Source organism: Pseudomonas fluorescens (genome assembly GCF_040448305.1).
GTDB classification, from domain to species: domain Bacteria; phylum Pseudomonadota; class Gammaproteobacteria; order Pseudomonadales; family Pseudomonadaceae; genus Aquipseudomonas; species Aquipseudomonas fluorescens_BH.
Genome location: NZ_CP148752.1, coordinates 4152468 through 4169111 on the forward strand (window position 1 = coordinate 4152468; position 16644 = coordinate 4169111).

The following is a 16644-nucleotide window of genomic DNA, read 5'->3' on the forward strand; positions in this document are numbered from 1 at the left end:
CCTGTATTCACCGCCGACCGGGCTACACTTTCGCCATTGGCTCGCCCCTGTAGCCCGACCGGATCAGGCAGGTTTGCATGAACATCCTCGTTGTCGAAGACGAACCCAAGGCCGGCAATTACCTGCTCAACGGCCTGCAGGAACTCGGATACACCGTGAACCTGGCGCGGGACGGCGTCGATGGCTTGCACCTGGCCCTGGAACACGACTTCGATGTGATCGTGCTGGACGTCATGATGCCGAAGATGGATGGCTGGGAAGTCCTGCGCCGCTTGCGCAAGGAGGCCGATACACCGGTGCTGTTCCTCACCGCCCGGGATGACATCGCCGACCGCATCAAAGGCCTGGAACTTGGCGCCGACGATTACCTGATCAAGCCGTTTTCCTTCGCCGAACTGGTGGCACGCCTGCGCACCCTGACCCGGCGCGGTCCTACCCGGGAAGAAGAACACCTGCACGTCGACGACCTGCAGATCGACGTACTCAAGCGCCGCGTCAGCCGCGCCGGCAACCGCATCACCCTGACCAACAAGGAGTTCGCCCTGCTGCACCTGTTCGCCACGCATCAGGGCGAGGTGCTGTCACGCTCGATGATCGCCTCGCGGGTCTGGGACATGAATTTCGACAGCGACACCAATGTCGTCGATGTCGCGGTGCGCCGCCTGCGCCTGAAAGTCGATGATCCGTTCCCGCTCAAGTTGATCCACAGCGTGCGCGGCATCGGCTACCGCTTCGACACTCAACCATGAATGTGATGACGCCGCTGCAATCCGCCTCCCGCCTCAGCCACTCCCTGACCCTGCGCCTGGCGCTGGTGTTCGCCCTGCTGGCGTTTGTCTCGCTGGCGCTGCTGGGCGTGGCGCTGTACCGCGACCTGGAGCGCGAGCTGATCCATCGCGACGACATTGCCCTGATCACCCGCATTGACCAGTTGCGTACCTTCCTCAATGACAGCAATACCCTGGACCTGATCAAGGCCAAGCCGGCGCTGTTCCAGAACATGATGGGCAACCGCGAGGCCCTGCTGACCATCGGCACCCCAGGCCAGCCGCCGTTGCTGGTGGTCAACCCGGGCAATCTGACGATGCCGGCGCTGACCCCGGTGGCCATGGATCATCGGCTGACCCTGAGCGACGTGCAACATTTGCCCAACGTCAACGGCGTGCCGTTTTCCGCCCTGGCGGCGACCATCGATTCCGGTGACCTGGGCAGCCTGCAAGTGGTGACCGGGCGCCTGATGACCGAACGCACCGCCGTGCTCGCCGACTACCGGCTCAATGTGTACCTGTTCGCCAGCGTCGCGGCGATCCTGCTGGCGCTGTCCGGTTATGTGCTGGTGCATCGCGGCCTGTTGCCCGTGCGGCGCCTGGCCCGCCACACCCAGAGCATCGACGTCGGCAACCTCAACGAACGCCTCGACAGCCAGGGCGCGCCGCTGGAACTGTTGCCGATGATAGACGCCTTCAACGCCATGCTCGACCGGCTGGACAAAGGCTTCATCCAGCTGGGCCAGGTATCGACCGACATGGCCCACGAACTGCGCACGCCGATCAACAACCTGCTGGGCGAAACCCAGGTGGCCTTGCAGCAGAACCGCAGCACCGAAGCCTATCAGCAGCTGTTGGCCTCGAATGTCGAAGAACTCGAACGCCTGGCGCGCATGCTCGACAACATGCTGTTCCTGGCCCGCACCGATCCGCGCAGTGCCTTGCGCCAGCGTCAGGAGCTGGATGCCGCCGACGAGATGCAACGCATGGCCGATTATTTCGAAGGCCCGGCGACCGACGTTGGCATCTGCATCGATGCCCGGGGCAGCGGCTTGATCTGGGCCGAGCCCATGCTGCTGCGCCGCGCATTGGCCAACCTGTGCGCCAACGCCATCAAGTACGGCGCGCCGCATACCGAGCTGTGTATCCACGCCAGCCCGACCGCCGACGGCATCCAGGTGCAAGTGCGCAACCACGGCCCGACCATCCCGGCCCGGCATCTGCCACGGTTGTTCGAACGTTTCTACCGGGTCGACGAGTCCCGCGAACGCTCGGCCCAATCCAATGGCCTGGGACTGTCGATCGTGGCGACGATCATGCAACTGCACAACGGTGCCTGCCACGTCAGCAGTGCCGACGGCGTCACCTGCTTCGAACTGTTTTTCCCGGCGCGACAACAGCATGAGTAGCGCCCAGGCGAAAACCACCCGCAGCACTTGCGACAAAACAATGCTCTAGGGTGCGTGTCTTGACCTAACCTCATTGGCTATGTGACTAACAAACCGTCGAGCTCGCCGATGCGCAATGTCTTGAAGTCAATGATCTACGTCGCCTTCGCGGTTCTGGCGGCAAGCCCGGGATGGCTGTTGGCGGGGGACATGGCCGACGCTCCTGCTCCTGCTATTGCCCCCGCTCCCGCTCCCGCAGCCCCGATCATCAGCATCTCCGACAGCGAATTGCTGGGGGTGCAAAACCAGCTCAACAGCCTCAAGCAGCAGGTTTCCCAGGCCACCAATCACACCCAGCTGGAAAACTCACAGGACCAGATGCAAGTACTGATTCAGGAGATTGAACGCCTGTCCACATCACTGCTGCCTGGACAGGCGCAATTGCAGGCGCAACTGAACGTGCTGGGGCCAGTACCGCTCGACGAGAACGCACAGGTGACGACTGCCATTACCTCTCAACGAGACACTCTCAGCGAGCAAAAAAACAAGATCGATAGCCAACTCAAAACCCTGGCCGCGCTTAAAACAAGTGCCGCCGAGTTGATCACCCAGATTGCCAGCATTCGGCGCAGTCTGCTGGAAGCGGAGGTGACCCAGCAGACCAGCAGCATCCTGAACCCAGGTTTCTGGTCGCCATTGTTCGATCTTCCGATCGAGGACCGCCAACGTTTCAGCGCCCTCATCGAGCAACTCGAGGCCACGCACCGGGCCGCCTGGCAACCCGGACAACGCGCGATCACGGCCGCCCTGCTGTTGCTGGCCCTGGTCATATGGACCGTGGGGCGAAACCTCGCCGGCCGGGTCCTGGCGTGGCTGTGCTTTCATCGAATGCCTGCAGGCCGGCTGCGGCGCAGCTCCCTTGCGCTGGCGTCGGTGATGGCGACGCTGCTGACCGCCGGCATCGCCCTGCAACTGCTGCATTTTGCCGGGACCCGGCAACTGCCCTACCCCCCCCAACTGGACGACCTGGCGCAATATCTGGAAAAGCTGGCCTATACCTGCGTGCTGATCACCGGGCTGAGTCGCGCGCTGCTGTCGACCAAACATCCTTCATGGCGCCTGCCCGATATTGCCGATCGGGTGGCGCTGGCGATGGAGCCCTATCCGCGGTTGCTGGCCAGCCTGCTGCTGGTGCTGGTAACCCTGGTGCAGATGAGCAATGTCACCGGCATGAGCGCCGAAGTGGTGTTGTTCGGTCGGGGCATCGTGGCCTTGGTCGTGGCACTGGTGATCGGTGCGCTGCTGTTGCGCGTCAACAAGACTCGCCGCGACCTGATAGCGGCCGGGGAAAACCCCGAAGGCGTCACCACCTTCGCCGGTCTGATTTACACCTTCACCGGCGCGGCCGTGGTGGTGTCCCTGTTCGCCCTGCTGATCGGCTACGTGACGATGGCCCGGTTCATCACCTATGAACTGGTCTGGATATTCATCATCTTCGCCGGCTTCTACCTGCTCGCACAGGTCTACCAGGACACCTGCGACTACGTTTTTTCACCCCGGCAACCCACCGGCAAGGCGATCAAACAACTGCTGGGCATCGGCAATCCACGCCTGGAGCAGATTTGCACCGTAATGTCCGGGGCTGGCCGCGCCATCCTGATGCTGATCGGCGTCATTGCCCTGTTTGTCGGCGGCGTGGGGACGACGCTCGGGCAACTGGTCACCGGCACCGTGGCCATTCTCGGTGGTGAAGGGCTGCGCAAGCTGAACATCGTCCCGGACAATTTGATGCATGCCCTCCTGACACTGATGATCGGTGTCTACCTGATACGCACGCTGCGCCGCTGGCTGGATAACGAGTTCCTGCCGAAAACCGAGATGGCCCCGGGCATGTGCGCCTCGTTGAGCACCCTGTTTGCCAACATCGGCTACGTGTCCGTCGTCCTGCTCACACTGGCGTCGCTGGGGATCAAGTGGACCAACCTGGCCTGGATCGTCAGTGCCCTGTCAGTGGGTATCGGCTTCGGCCTTCAGGAGATTGTGAAGAATTTCATCTCCGGCCTGATCCTGCTCACCGAGCGTCCGGTGAAGGTCGGCGACCTGATCAGCATCAGCGGGGTCGAAGGCGACATTCGCCGGATCAACGTACGGGCCACGGAAATCCAACTGGCCGACCGCTCGATCATGATCGTGCCCAACTCTCACCTGATTTCGCAGAACCTGCGCAACGTCACCCTCGGCGGCAGCGCCCAGGGCGTGGTGATACTCGAACTGATGTTCCCGCTGAACATCGATCCGGAGCTGGTGCAGAACCTGCTGATGGACACCTACACCGAGCATGAATCCATTCTGGATAAACCAGCGCCGTTTTTGCGCTTCAGTCAGCTGAAACCTGAAGGCATCACATTGACCATCACCGGTTATGTCGGCAGCCCACGCACGGTCGGCGCGATCAAAAGCGAGCTGCTGTTTGAAATCCTCAAGCGGCTGGGGGCCGCCGGGATTGAACTGGCGAGATCGCCTGCCGCGTGATGTTCGATCACGCGGCAGGCGGTCGCTCGATCAATGCGCGATACACACCGACTTGAGCTCGGTGTAAGCCTCGATCACCGCACGGCCAAACTCGCGGCCCATGCCCGATTGCTTGACACCACCGAACGGCATCGCCGGGTCGAGCAGCACGTGGGCGTTGACCCAGACCGTACCGGCTTCGATGCGCGGCACCAGGTTCATGGCTTTGCCGAGGTCGTTGGTCCACAGGCTGGCGGCCAGGCCGTAGCGGTTGTCGTTGGCCAGTTCGATCACGGCGTCTTCGTCGTCGAACGGCATCACGCCCAGCACCGGGCCGAACACTTCTTCGCGGGCCACGGCCATGCTGTGGTCGATGTCCGCCAGGATGGTCGGCTGCACGAAGAAACCGTCGCCTTCCAGCAACTCGCCGCCAGTCACCACCCGCGCACCTTGCTGGCGGGCCAGTTCGATGTGCTTGAGTACGCTTTGCTGTTGCTTGCGCGACACCAGCGGGTTGATCGCTGCATCACAGTTCATGCCGGCGCCAATCGGCATCGAGGAGACGGCGGCGGCCAAGGCTTCGACGAATTGGTCGTGGATCGAGCGGTGCACGTAGAAGCGCGAGGCTGCGGCGCAGACCTGGCCGTTGTTCAGCAAGCCGCCGAGGATCGCGCCTTGCACGGCTTTTTCGATGTCGGCATCGGCGAGCACGATCATCGGGTTCTTGCCGCCCAGTTCCAGGGAGAAGCGCGTCATGTTTTCCATGCACGCCACGCCGACGCTTTTGCCCACGGCGGTGGAACCGGTGAACGACACTTTGCTCACCAACGGATGCGCGGTCAGCACGCCGCCAACGGAAGCGCCGCCACCGGTGACCACGTTGAATACGCCGGCCGGGATGCCGGCTTCCAGCGCCAGTTCAGCCAGGCGCATGGCGGTCAGCGGGGTTTCCATGGCTGGTTTGATGATCACCGTGCAACCGGTGGCCAGGGCTGGCATCAGTTTCCAGGCGGCGATCAGCAGCGGGAAGTTCCACGGCACGATGCCGACCACCACGCCCACCGGCTCGCGCTTGGTGAACGCGGTGAACTTGGCGCCCGGTGGCAGAGGGATCGATACATCGAAGGTCTGGCCTTCGATCTTGGTCGCCCAGCCGGACATGTAGCGCATGAATTCCACGGTGGCGTTGAGGTCCAGCGCGCGGGCCATGTTGATCGACTTGCCCTGGCTCAGGGTTTCCAGTTGGGCCAGTTCTTCGGCGTGTTCTTCGACCCGGCGAGTGAAGTTCAGCAGGATGCGTTCACGGTCGGCCGGACGCAGGCTCGACCACACGCCGGACTTGAACGCCTTGTGGGACGACTGCACGGCGCGCTCGACGAGTTCCAGCGGCGCATCCAGGGTTTCGCACAGGGTTTGCCCGGTGGCCGGGTTGACCACGGCGATGCTGTCGCCCTCGGCAAGCACCCACTGGCCATCGATGAAGCAGCCGTGGCGACGTTCGAGGAATGCAGCAACCTGGGGCAGGATTTCAACGTTGCTCATAATTCACCTTTCATTCAGACGAGTTGTTCAGGCGCAGATCCGGCCTGATCAGTGTTGTTCTTTGAGGAAGCAAGCGACCGCCTGGCGGTCGTCGGCGGAAGCCAGGCCCATGTAGGGCATGTAGGTGCCCGGCACGAAGGCCTGGGGCTGGGTGATCAATTGGGTGATGTTCTCGGCTTGCCAGTCGACGTCCTTGTCGCGCATGGCCTGGGAGTAGCTGAAGCCCGCCAGCGAGCCGGACTTGCGCCCATACACACCGAACAGGTTTGGCCCCATCATGCCGGTCGTGCCCTTGGTCACCGCGTGGCAGACGCTGCACTCGGTGGCAAACACCTCGCTACCACGGCGCGTGTCCGGGGCGCACTCGGCGGCAGACACTGCCTGGACCAGGGTGAAGGACAACAAACCGATCAGGGGCAAACGCAGCGAAGTGAACATAGGAAAACGACCTTGAAAATCCACGCGCCCGCCAGCAAGCGAACGCCAACACTAAAAATGCCGAGGCAACGGTGCTTCGGCAGGTTGGTAGGGATTGTCGGTGGTCGCCGGCGCGCAGGTTTTGCCCTGCGTGCCAGTTGTGTTGGCCGGGCTGCCAAACCGGGCAATCTGGCATGCACAACCAACTAATTGGCAAACAGGGAAAAGGGCAAACGAAAGTCGCGCCTTAGTATCCGGACAGACCGCAAACCTGCGCTCAAGAACAAGAACGGATGCCACACCATGCTCAAGTCCCCCTTGCTTCGTCTCTCGACGCTCGCGCTGATGATCAGTGCCGGCAATGCCGGTGCCTATGAACTCTACGCCGATGACGACAGCCACCTGAACGCCACCCTCGAAGCCGTGTTCGGCATTTTCCACAGCCAGGAAAACTACGCCCTGTCCGGTCGCCTGAATGAAGGCAGCTCGTCGTGGCGCGAGGGCTACATCAAATACGGCTTGAGCTTCGATCAAGGCCTGGGCGGTGTGGGCACCGCATACGGCGCGGGGAACATGCTCAGCTCCGGCACCTGGGGCGATGGCGATGCCGCCGGCTTCTCCGATGGCTCCGAACGCACCACCAAGTTCGAAGACGCCTACCTCGGCTGGCGCTCGGCCGATCTGTTCGGCGCGTTGGGCAGTGACGGCGTCGACCTGTCCTTCGGTCGCCAGAACATTGTGGTCGGCGACGGGTTCCTGATCGACGGCGACGCGCTGAACATGGGCAAGGGCCTGGCCGACGGCGAATTCAACCGTGGCGGCGCCTACTACCTGGCGGCGCGCAAGGCCTTCGACAAAACCGCCGTATTGCGTCTGGGCGGCAAGGAAGGCTGGCGCAGCGACCTGATGTGGCTCAAATCCGACAACCGCGCCCAGGCCAAGACCGAAATGTACGTCGGTACCCTGGAGCACGTGGCCGAGGCCGGCACGGTCGGCCTGACCTACATCAAGACCACCGATATCGATGAACAGTACGCCTCGCCGATCCAGCTCGAACGCGACGGCATGAAGACCTACAGCCTGCGTGCGGCGGGCAACGCCGGGGTCAAAGACCTGTTCCTGTCCGGTGAATACGCCAAGCAGGACAAACCCAACACCTCCAGCGAAGACGCCTGGTACCTGGAAGCCGGCTGGACCTTCTCCGACGCGGTCTGGACACCTAGCGCCAGCTACCGCTACAGCCGTTTCTCGGAAGGCTACGACACCCTGTTCTACGGTTTCAGCCGTGGCTACGGCACCTGGTTCCAGGGTGAAGTGGCGGGCAACTACGCCGGGCCGTTCAACAGCAACTCGCGCATCCAGAACGTCACGTTGAAAGTCTCGCCGCTGGAGAACCTCACCGTCGGCGCGATGTACTTCAACTTCGACACCATCGACCGCAACCTGGGCAACACCGATGGCCACGAAGTCGACCTGTACGCCGAATGGCACGTCAACGACCACCTGACCGTGATGCCACTGGTGGGCATCTACCAACCGGACAAGAGCGCCGAAGACGGTGGTACCCAACTGGGTAACAACGACAGGAACGTCTACGCCCAGGTGGTGTTCGCCACCGGTTTCTGATTTCGGCCGTGGGCAACAGTGTTGTCGTTGCCCACGTGGAAGTTGAATCAGTTGGTGGGGAGCTTTCGTATCTGAGATTTGCAGTGCCTGATACACCGCCTTCGCGGGCAAGTCGGATCGCCGCACCGCCGCTCCCACAGGTTCAGCGGTTGTACGCAGAATCTGCGAACTACCCAAATCATTGTGGGAGCGAGCCTGCTCGCGATGAGGCCGGCACATTCAACATCGATGTCGCCTGACACTCCGTCATCGCGGGCAGGCTCGCTCCCACAAAGAGCCACTCAAGCCTGCACCACCTCGATCCCCAGCGCCCGGTAGTCCTCGACATTGCCTGACGCCACATGCCGTTCGGTGATCAGCGTGTGCACGCGGTTGCAAGGCGCGACGACAAAGGGTTCCACCGCGCCGAGCTTGTCCGCCGTGGTGACGGCAATCACGTGGGAGGCACAGTCGAGCATCGCCTGTTTCACCGGCACTTCATCGAAATGCAGTGAGCTCAAGCCCACCTGCGGGTGAATCGCGCAGACCCCGGTAAACAGCAGATCGGCCTTGATGCCCGCCAGCAGCCGCAGGGTTTCGTGGCCGCTGGCCGACATCGTCGCCGGGTTGAGCTGGCCGCCCGCCAGAATCACCTTGATGCCTTTGTATTCGGACAAGGTAATGGCCGTCATCGGCGACGCGGTGATCGCGGTAATGGCGATCTCCACCGGCAGCGAACGCGCGATCTGCAAGGTGGTGGTGCCGGAATCGAACACCACGATCTGACCGTCCAGCACCCGTTGCGCGGCCAGTTGCGCCAGATGGGTTTTCACTTCATCGGTTTCACTGATCCGGGTGAAATAGTCCTTGCCCGTGTCTTTGGGCCGCGGCAACGCCCCGCCGTGCACCCGCTGCACCAGGCCGGCACTGGCCAGCTCCGCCAGATCCCGGCGGATGGTGTCTTCGGACACCGCGAAATGCAGGCTCAACTCCGAGGCCATGACCTTGCCGTCACGTTCGAGGATCAACAGGATTTTTTGCCGGCGTACTGACGGAAGTTCGGCAGCGGAATGGTTGTCGTGCATGTTTTTGCTCGTTTTTGCGTGAAACTGCGCGTTACACGAGAGTATCCGCAACCCGGAGCAAAAACAACGAACCGGCCAAGTATCATTTTTTTCGATCTTTCAAATCATTACGCCGAATTTTTCATTTTCCCGTGACCTGTTCAAGATGGCGCCGTCACTCATGTTTCGGAATGGAAACTTCATGAATATCAATTTTGCTTTTGCGTGCATGATCGTGGTCTCGTTCACGATTGCGCTGGTTCACGCCTGACCGACAGGTCGCGGGGCGTCAAGATGTGCAAGGTCGCGGTAAAAGCCTGACAGATCAGGAATATGCTCTATAACCAGTGGTGACACGATTTCCGATCAGGGGGAACTGGAAGGCTCCCCCGGAAGTTGATCTCTAAAAAAGCTGCGGACAATTGAGTGCCCGCCAGGAGACACCACCGATGAAAGACCTGAAAATCGCCGCCAGTGAAGGCGCATCCGCCTGTTTCCTGAATGCCCGGGAGGTGGTCCCGCTCAGTCACACCGATTTCACCGACGTCGCCGTGGCCGTGGTGTCGGTCAATGATGTGCTGGCCGGATCCCTCGACACCATTCAGCGCACCGGGTTTGATATCCCGATTTTCCTGGTGGCGTCCCCCGGCACCAGCACCCACCCCCGGGAAGTCTACAAACACCTCAATGACGTGCTGCTGCAAGTGAACGGCATCTTCGACCTGTCCCCCAGCAACGTCGAATACCACGGCAACCAACTGGAGACCGCCGCCAAGGCCTACGAAGCAAGCCTGCTGCCGCCGTTCTTCGACTCGCTCAAACACTACACCGAGGCGGCCAACGCGACCTTTGCCTGCCCCGGTCACCAGGGCGGCCAGTTCTTTCGCAAGCACCCGGCCGGTCGGCAGTTTTTCGACTTCTTCGGCGAGACGCTGTTTCGCGCCGACATGTGCAACGCCGACGTCAAGCTCGGCGACCTGCTGATCCACGAAGGCCCGGCACTGCTGGCGCAGAAACACGCCGCGCAGGTGTTCAATGCGGACAAGACCTACTTCGTGCTCAACGGCACCTCGGCCTCGAACAAGGTGGTGACCAACGCGCTGTTGACCCCCGGCGACCTGGTGCTGTTCGACCGCAACAACCACAAATCCAATCACCAGGGCGCGTTGCTGCAGGCCGGTGCCACGCCGGTGTATCTGGAAACCGCGCGCAACCCCTACGGCTTCATCGGCGGCATCGACGCCCACTGTTTCGACGAAGACTACCTGCGCGAGCTGATCGCCGAAGTCGCCCCGGACAAGGCCCAGTTGCCGCGGCCGTTCCGCCTGGCGATCATTCAACTGGGCACCTATGACGGCACCATCTACAACGCCCGGCAAGTGGTCGACCGCATCGGCAAGCTGTGCGACTACATCCTGTTCGACTCGGCGTGGGTCGGCTACGAGCAGTTCATCCCGATGATGAAGGACTGCTCGCCGCTGTTGCTGGACCTCGACGAGAACGACCCGGGCATCTTCGTCACCCAGTCGGTGCACAAACAGCAGGCGGGTTTTTCCCAGGCTTCCCAGGTGCACAAGAAGGACCGCCACATCAAAGGCCAGGCGCGCTATTGCAACCATCACCGGCTCAACAACGCGTTCATGGCCCAGGCGTCCACCAGCCCGTTCTACCCGCTGTTCGCCTCGCTGGATGTGAATGCGCGCATCCACTCCGGCCGCAGCGGCCTGCGCCTGTGGGAAGACTGCGTGAAGTTCGGCATCGAAGCGCGCAAGTTGATCCTCGAAGCCTGCACCATGGTCCGCCCGTTCGTGCCGTACAGCATTGAAGGGCGTGCGTGGGAAGACTATCCCACGGAAGAAATCGCCAACGACATCCGCTTCTTCGAGTTCCATCCCAAGGATCGCTGGCACGCCTTTGCCGGCTACGCCGAGAAGCAGTACTTCATCGACCCGTGCAAGTTGCTGTTCACCACGCCGGGCATCGACCCGGTGGACGGCAGCTACACCGACTTCGGCATTCACGCCGGCATCCTGGCCAACTTCCTGCGCGAGAACGGCATCGTCCCGGAAAAGTGCGACCTCAACTCGATCCTGTTCCTGCTCACGCCGGCCGAAGACTGGGCGAAGATGACCCACCTGGCGGCGCAAATCGCCCGCTTCGAACGCTTCATCAGCGATGACGCGCCGATGAGCCGGGTGCTGCCGGCCATCTACGCGCAGCATCAGGAGCGCTATCGCAACTACACCATTCGCCAGCTCTGCCAGGAAATGCACGATCTGTATCGCCATCACAACGTGCAGCAGTTGCAGAAGGACATGTTCCGCAAGGAACACTTCCCGAAAAAGGCCATGAACCCACAGCAAGCGCAAATCGAGTACATCCGCGGCAACGTCGAACTGGTGGCGCTGGCGCAGGCCGACGGGCGCATTGCCGCCGAGGGCGCGTTGCCTTATCCGCCGGGCGTCTTGTGCGTGGTACCGGGTGAGATCTGGGGCGGCGCCGTACTGAAGTACTTCCTGGCCCTGGAAGAAGGCATCAACCGCTTGCCCGGTTTCACGCCGGAGTTGCAAGGGGTGTACCTGAAGCAGGAAGGCGGTCGTACCCGGGCGTATGGGTACGTGATCAAGGCCTGATGCTGCAGCAGGAGCCGGCGTGGGCCGGCTCCTGCCCAATGCATCGTTCTAGAATTTTTCCGCGATGAACTTGAACGGATAGTTCGGATCCCGATAGTTGCCGGGACTTTGGCGCTTGGGCAGTTTCACTTTCGCCCGCGGTACTTCCTCGTAGGGAATGCTGCTCAACACATCGTTGATGATGTTCAGTCGCGCCCGTCGCTTGTCATTCGAGTTGGCGACCCGCCACGGGGCGAATTCGGTGTCGGTGGCCTCGAACATGTCGTCCCGGGCACGGGAGTAGTCGTACCAGCGGTTATAGGACTTGAGGTCCATGGGCGACAGCTTCCAGATCTTGCGCCCGTCGGTGATACGCTCCTTGAGGCGTCGGGTCTGTTCTTCCTGGCTCACTTCAAGCCAGTATTTGATCAGGATGATTCCCGATTCCACCAGTGCCTGCTCGACGCGCGGCACCACGGTGAGAAAATTGCGCACCTGCTCATCGGTGCAAAAGCCCATGACCCGCTCAACTCCGGCGCGGTTGTACCAGCTGCGATCGAAGATCACCACTTCGCCGGCCGCTGGCAGGTGCGGCAGATAACGCTGCACATACATCTGGCTTTTTTCCCGCTCGGTCGGCGCCGGCAGCGCCATTACCCGGAACACTCGCGGACTGACCCGCTCGGTGAGCGCCTTGATGGTCCCGCCTTTGCCGGCGCCATCGCGGCCCTCGAAGATGATGCAGACCTTGGCCCCCGTGTGCTGCACCCACTCCTGCAGCTTGACCATCTCGACATGCAGCTGCGCCAGCTCCTCGAGATACACCTTGTTCTTGAGCTTGCCGCTTTCAACCGGTTTGCTTTTGGTTGCGGCCTTCTTCTTCGCCATGCCCGTTACCTCCTTCAATGCGTCACATAGCGTCCGGAGTGCCCCCGGCCGCGTTCATTCAGCGTCGACTGCGCTGATAATGTTCAACCGCCAGTTCCAGGTTCAGGAACATGCGCGCCTCGCCCAGCCTATGGCCCAGGGGTGCCTTGATGACCATTTCCCATACGCTCGGGCTCATGCCCACCAGCCACAATGAAATGCCTTTTTCCTGCAGTTGCTGTTCCGCCCCGGTGAGCATTTTCAGCGCGGTGTATTCCAGGTCGAACACGCTGCGCAGGTCCAGGACCACGACCTTGGGGTTCGCCTCGTCGATCAGCGGCCGGATCTTGTCGGCGATGCGCTCGGCATTGGCGAAGAACACCCGCCCTTCAGGCCTGAGCAACAGCAGCCCGTCAAAGTGTTCGTCGTCTGCGTGGTCGGTGGCCTGCGGGCGATAGACATTGGTGCCGGGCTTGCGTCCCAGGACATGCACGGGCGGGTCCGAGACCTGATAGGCCAGGGCCAGCAACGAGACGATGATCGCCACGACGATCCCTTGCAGCGTGCCCAGCAGTATCACGCCGATCATGGCCACCACGGCCCAGGCAAATTCGGTACGACGAACCGACAGGATCTCGCGAAATTCCGCCGGTTCGATCAGGCCCACCGAATACACGATCACCACGGCGGCGAGCGTGGCATTGGGCATCAGGCCAATGAGCGGTGCCAGCAGCAGGCAAGTGCCCAGTGCCAGTGCAGCGGTGACCAGTGCGGCCAGTTGCGAACGGGCGCCGGCCAAGCGGTTCACCGCCGTCTGGGTGGTCCCGCCTCCGGCGACCATGGCCCCGAGAAACGCACCGCCGATGTTGGCAACGCCTGTGGCCAGCAGCTCCCGGTTCGGTTGTGGCGCGGGCTCGTCACTGCGGGCGAAAGCGCGCCCCGCCGCGATGGTTTCGGTGAAACTCATCAGCGCGATACCCATCGCCGAGGACCACAGGGTCTCGACCATCGACCATACCGGCAGGGTCGGCGTGGGCAACCCGATCGGCACCACGCCGACGGCGGACACACCAAAGCGCTCCAGGCCAAACAGGTTCATGCCAATGATGCCAAGCGCCACTGCAATCAATGGGGCGGGCAGCCGGGGCGTAAAACGCTTCATGCCCACCAGCAGCAGGACCATGAACACACCGACCGCCACGGTCGGCAGCGAGGCATGGCCGACGCTCTGGACCGTGGCCACCAGGTTGTGCAGGAAGCCGCCTTTGTCGATGTGAGTGCCCAGCAGCTTGGGCAACTGGTCGAGCACGATGACCACGCCGATGCCGGCCTTGAAACCCACCAACACCGGTTCGGAAATGAAATTGGCGACGAAACCCAGGCGCAGCAGCCCCGCGACAATCAGGATCGCGCCCACCATCAGGGCCAGCGTGGCGGAACCGGCGAGCAAGGTCGCCGCATCGCCATCGGGGCTGAGCTGGCCCAACGCGGAGCCGGCAAGAATGGCCAGGGTGGTCGTGGTGCTGACGCTAAGCGGGCGCGATGTGCCGAGCACGGCATAGATCACCATCGGCACCAGCACCGTGTACAGCCCGACCTGCACCGGCAGGCCGGCAATGGTGGCGTACGCCAGCGCCTTGGGAATGACCACGGCCGCTGCCGTCAGCCCGGCGACCACATCGCTGCGCAGCCAGTCTGGCCGGTAGCTGCCGAGCCATTCCGGGATCAACAGGCTGCGCAAGGTTCCCCGCTGTGGAGTGCCTGGAATCCGCTCCTGCGGATGGCTGCCTTGTTGATTCATCAGTCACTCCGGTGGCAAATCTTCCATGCGGATGATGAGTGGGCTCAACTGACCGCACAATCCTTTAACTGCACGCGCAACCATTGCAAACCTTCATTGGCATCGAAGCGCGTGTGTCAGCAGGCAATACACGCAGACTCGACCAGTTACAAATGTAGCCGGTTTGCACGGCTACGCCGCCACATGGCTGGCGAAGGAGACAGACGCCCCACCATCACCACTAAAAAATGGAAAGCCTTATATGGACGACGTCATGAACGCGATAAATGAGCTATACCCGCTAATTCTCCCCATTGCAGTTCTTCAACTCAGGAGTTTGGCAATGAAGCTCAAAACCTCACTGGCAGCACTCATGGTTGCGGCAAGCCTTTTCGGCTGCACCACTTCATCGACCCACGGCGTGAACGTCAACCTGGTCGCCACCCGGCAAAACGCCGGTCAGATCGGCACCGTCACCTTGACTGACTGGGACAAGAAAACCGGGCTCAGTTTCTTCATCAGCGGTGCTCCAATGGGGGTTACCCTGCCCCTGCGCCTTTACTCGTTCATCAATAACGGCACCTGCCAGCAACCCGGGTCAGTCGCCTACGCGATGAACGACACCGTCAACACCGAAGCCCAACCCGTACGCGGCTGGTCCTTTACCAGAACCGCGCCTGTACCGTTGCAAACCCTGCTGGACGGCAAGTATTCGGTGGTCGTGCGAACGGCTTCGACCGATGGCAACGTCGATATCTTTTGCGGGGATATCAAGGCAACAGAACCAGTGAAATAACCCCGGCCGTTTCAGGTCGGCCCACGCCCGAGTACCGCTCGCGCCACCGGTTGTCCGGTGCGAGCGGTGGCGTTGGATGGACGGAAACGGGGCCGACGGCAACAACCGGTAACAAACCTGTCATTACTCACTGATAACGTCCAAGCGCTTTCCCGAACCGCATCCGCTCGATCTCCGATCGCCCAGTTCCCTGTACCAGGGCTTTGCCCATCCGCTCAAGGTGACACTTCAGGTGTACGCAAGCACGACGCGCAAGCAAATCATCATCAGGTCCAACGACATGAGCTGCGACGACTTTGGCGCGTTGTTCTCGAACCTGTTCGGCAACCTCTATTCCGACTCTGCGCCGCCGCCGAAAAACATCATCATCGGCGGGGTCTACGGCCGGCACGAAGGTGTCAGTTTTCGTCGCATGCACTATCGCGGTGACTTCACGGTGGCTTTCCCCGCCCCCCTTGATGAAATCACGTTTGTCATTCCCACCGCCGGCAAGATCATCTTCAACCACGTCACCGAATCGGTAGGCTTCGCCCGGATCGGCCTGGCGATCGACAAGGCCGAGGTTCGCTCGGCGAGCTTTGTCGACAATCATGCGCAGCACGGGATTTCGATCAGCCGGGCGCTGATCACCGAACGACTGTCGATGTTGCTGGGCAAGCCGATCCTGCAAAAAGTCTGTTTTGAGCCCGTGGTGGATCTGAGCGTACCAGCCTTGCAGGGCATCAAGGCGCTGGTGAACATGGCCACCGGAACCGAATTCGACCTGCTGATCAACACAGGTTCGCTGATGCCTTCGCGCCTTCGCGAAATGCTGGTCGATGCGGTGCTGGAAGCCTGGCCGCACAACTTCACCGAAGCCCTTCAACGCCCTTCCCCACTGTTAGCGCCACGGCATGTGAAGCTGGCCGTCGAGTACGTTCAGGAGCACCCCGAGCACCTGGCCAGCGGCACCGAGCTGGCGCAATTGACCAACGTCAGCCTGCGTGCATTGCAGGAAGGTTTTCAGCGTTTCATGGGCACTTCGATCGTTGCCTATCAGCGCCAGGTACGCCTGGAGCGCGCCTTTGCCGCGCTGTCCCAGGAGGTGTCGCCGTCGGTGACAGACGTGGCCTTGCAACACGGCTTCAGCAATGTCGGCCGGTTTTGCCAGTATTTCCAGAGTGCCTACGGCATCAGTCCCGCAGACGTGAGAAAGGGCCTGCGAACGCGGCCGATGGCGACCAATTGAGGGGTTAGCGGGAGCACTCGCGAAAGCGAAATGTCAGCCGCCCTCTTCGTTAGCTGTGAGTCCGCCT

General features: G+C 61.7%; 12 protein-coding genes. 7 read left to right on the forward strand and 5 right to left on the reverse strand.

Going from position 1 to position 16644, the window contains the following annotated elements:
• Positions 1-77 precede the first annotated feature (77 nt).
• From WHX55_RS18800 to WHX55_RS18810, 3 genes are all read left to right on the forward strand, one after another.
• On the forward strand, positions 78-749 hold the full coding sequence (locus tag WHX55_RS18800) for a heavy metal response regulator transcription factor (RefSeq protein ID WP_150756131.1): 672 nt from the start codon (positions 78-80) through the stop codon (positions 747-749).
• Positions 746-2176 (forward strand): heavy metal sensor histidine kinase, encoded by a 1431-nt coding sequence (locus tag WHX55_RS18805; RefSeq protein ID WP_353741025.1) that lies wholly within the window; start codon positions 746-748, stop codon positions 2174-2176. Before WHX55_RS18800 ends, WHX55_RS18805 begins: the two co-directional genes overlap by 4 nt.
• 108 nt (positions 2177-2284) lie before the next feature.
• The gene (locus tag WHX55_RS18810) at positions 2285-4687 is read left to right on the forward strand and encodes a DUF3772 domain-containing protein (protein WP_150756133.1); all 2403 of its coding nucleotides are present in this window, start codon (positions 2285-2287) and stop codon (positions 4685-4687) included.
• A gap of 30 nt (positions 4688-4717) precedes the next feature.
• On the opposite strand, the gene WHX55_RS18815 is transcribed toward WHX55_RS18810, so the two are convergent.
• Both WHX55_RS18815 and WHX55_RS18820 read right to left on the reverse strand, forming a co-directional pair.
• The gene (locus WHX55_RS18815) at positions 4718-6208 is read right to left on the reverse strand and encodes an aldehyde dehydrogenase family protein (protein WP_353741026.1); all 1491 of its coding nucleotides are present in this window, start codon (positions 6206-6208) and stop codon (positions 4718-4720) included.
• A gap of 48 nt (positions 6209-6256) precedes the next feature.
• Positions 6257-6646 (reverse strand): c-type cytochrome, encoded by a 390-nt coding sequence (locus tag WHX55_RS18820; protein ID WP_353741027.1) that lies wholly within the window; start codon positions 6644-6646, stop codon positions 6257-6259.
• Positions 6647-6928: 282 nt separating this feature from the next.
• Here WHX55_RS18820 and WHX55_RS18825 point away from each other — a divergent pair, with 282 nt between their 5' ends.
• A complete protein-coding gene (locus WHX55_RS18825) occupies positions 6929-8251 on the forward strand; it encodes a hypothetical protein (protein ID WP_150756136.1) in 1323 nt (440 codons plus the stop codon).
• Positions 8252-8532: 281 nt separating this feature from the next.
• Here the strand turns inward: WHX55_RS18825 and WHX55_RS18830 are convergent, their stop codons facing one another.
• The gene (locus WHX55_RS18830; protein ID WP_150756137.1) at positions 8533-9315 is read right to left on the reverse strand and encodes a DeoR/GlpR family DNA-binding transcription regulator; all 783 of its coding nucleotides are present in this window, start codon (positions 9313-9315) and stop codon (positions 8533-8535) included.
• 428 nt (positions 9316-9743) lie between these two features.
• On the opposite strand from WHX55_RS18830, the gene speF reads away from it, so the two are divergent.
• Positions 9744-11927, forward strand: a complete 2184-nt coding sequence (gene speF / locus WHX55_RS18835; protein ID WP_353741028.1) for an ornithine decarboxylase SpeF — start codon at positions 9744-9746, stop codon at positions 11925-11927.
• A gap of 48 nt (positions 11928-11975) precedes the next feature.
• Here speF and ppk2 read toward each other — a convergent pair whose 3' ends face one another.
• Complete coding sequence (gene ppk2 / locus WHX55_RS18840) at positions 11976-12794, reverse strand: polyphosphate kinase 2 (RefSeq protein WP_150752821.1); 819 nt, start codon at positions 12792-12794, stop codon at positions 11976-11978.
• 58 nt (positions 12795-12852) lie between these two features.
• A complete protein-coding gene (locus WHX55_RS18845; protein WP_353741029.1) occupies positions 12853-14574 on the reverse strand; it encodes a SulP family inorganic anion transporter in 1722 nt (573 codons plus the stop codon).
• A 322-nt stretch (positions 14575-14896) separates the two neighbouring features.
• Between WHX55_RS18845 and WHX55_RS18850 the strand changes: the two genes are divergently transcribed.
• Together WHX55_RS18850 and WHX55_RS18855 are read left to right on the forward strand one after the other, a co-directional pair.
• Positions 14897-15349: a hypothetical protein gene (locus tag WHX55_RS18850; protein WP_150725423.1), complete on the forward strand. Its 453-nt coding sequence runs from the start codon at positions 14897-14899 to the stop codon at positions 15347-15349.
• Positions 15350-15629: 280 nt separating this feature from the next.
• On the forward strand, positions 15630-16577 hold the full coding sequence (locus WHX55_RS18855) for an AraC family transcriptional regulator (protein WP_224789151.1): 948 nt from the start codon (positions 15630-15632) through the stop codon (positions 16575-16577).
• Positions 16578-16644 lie beyond the last annotated feature (67 nt).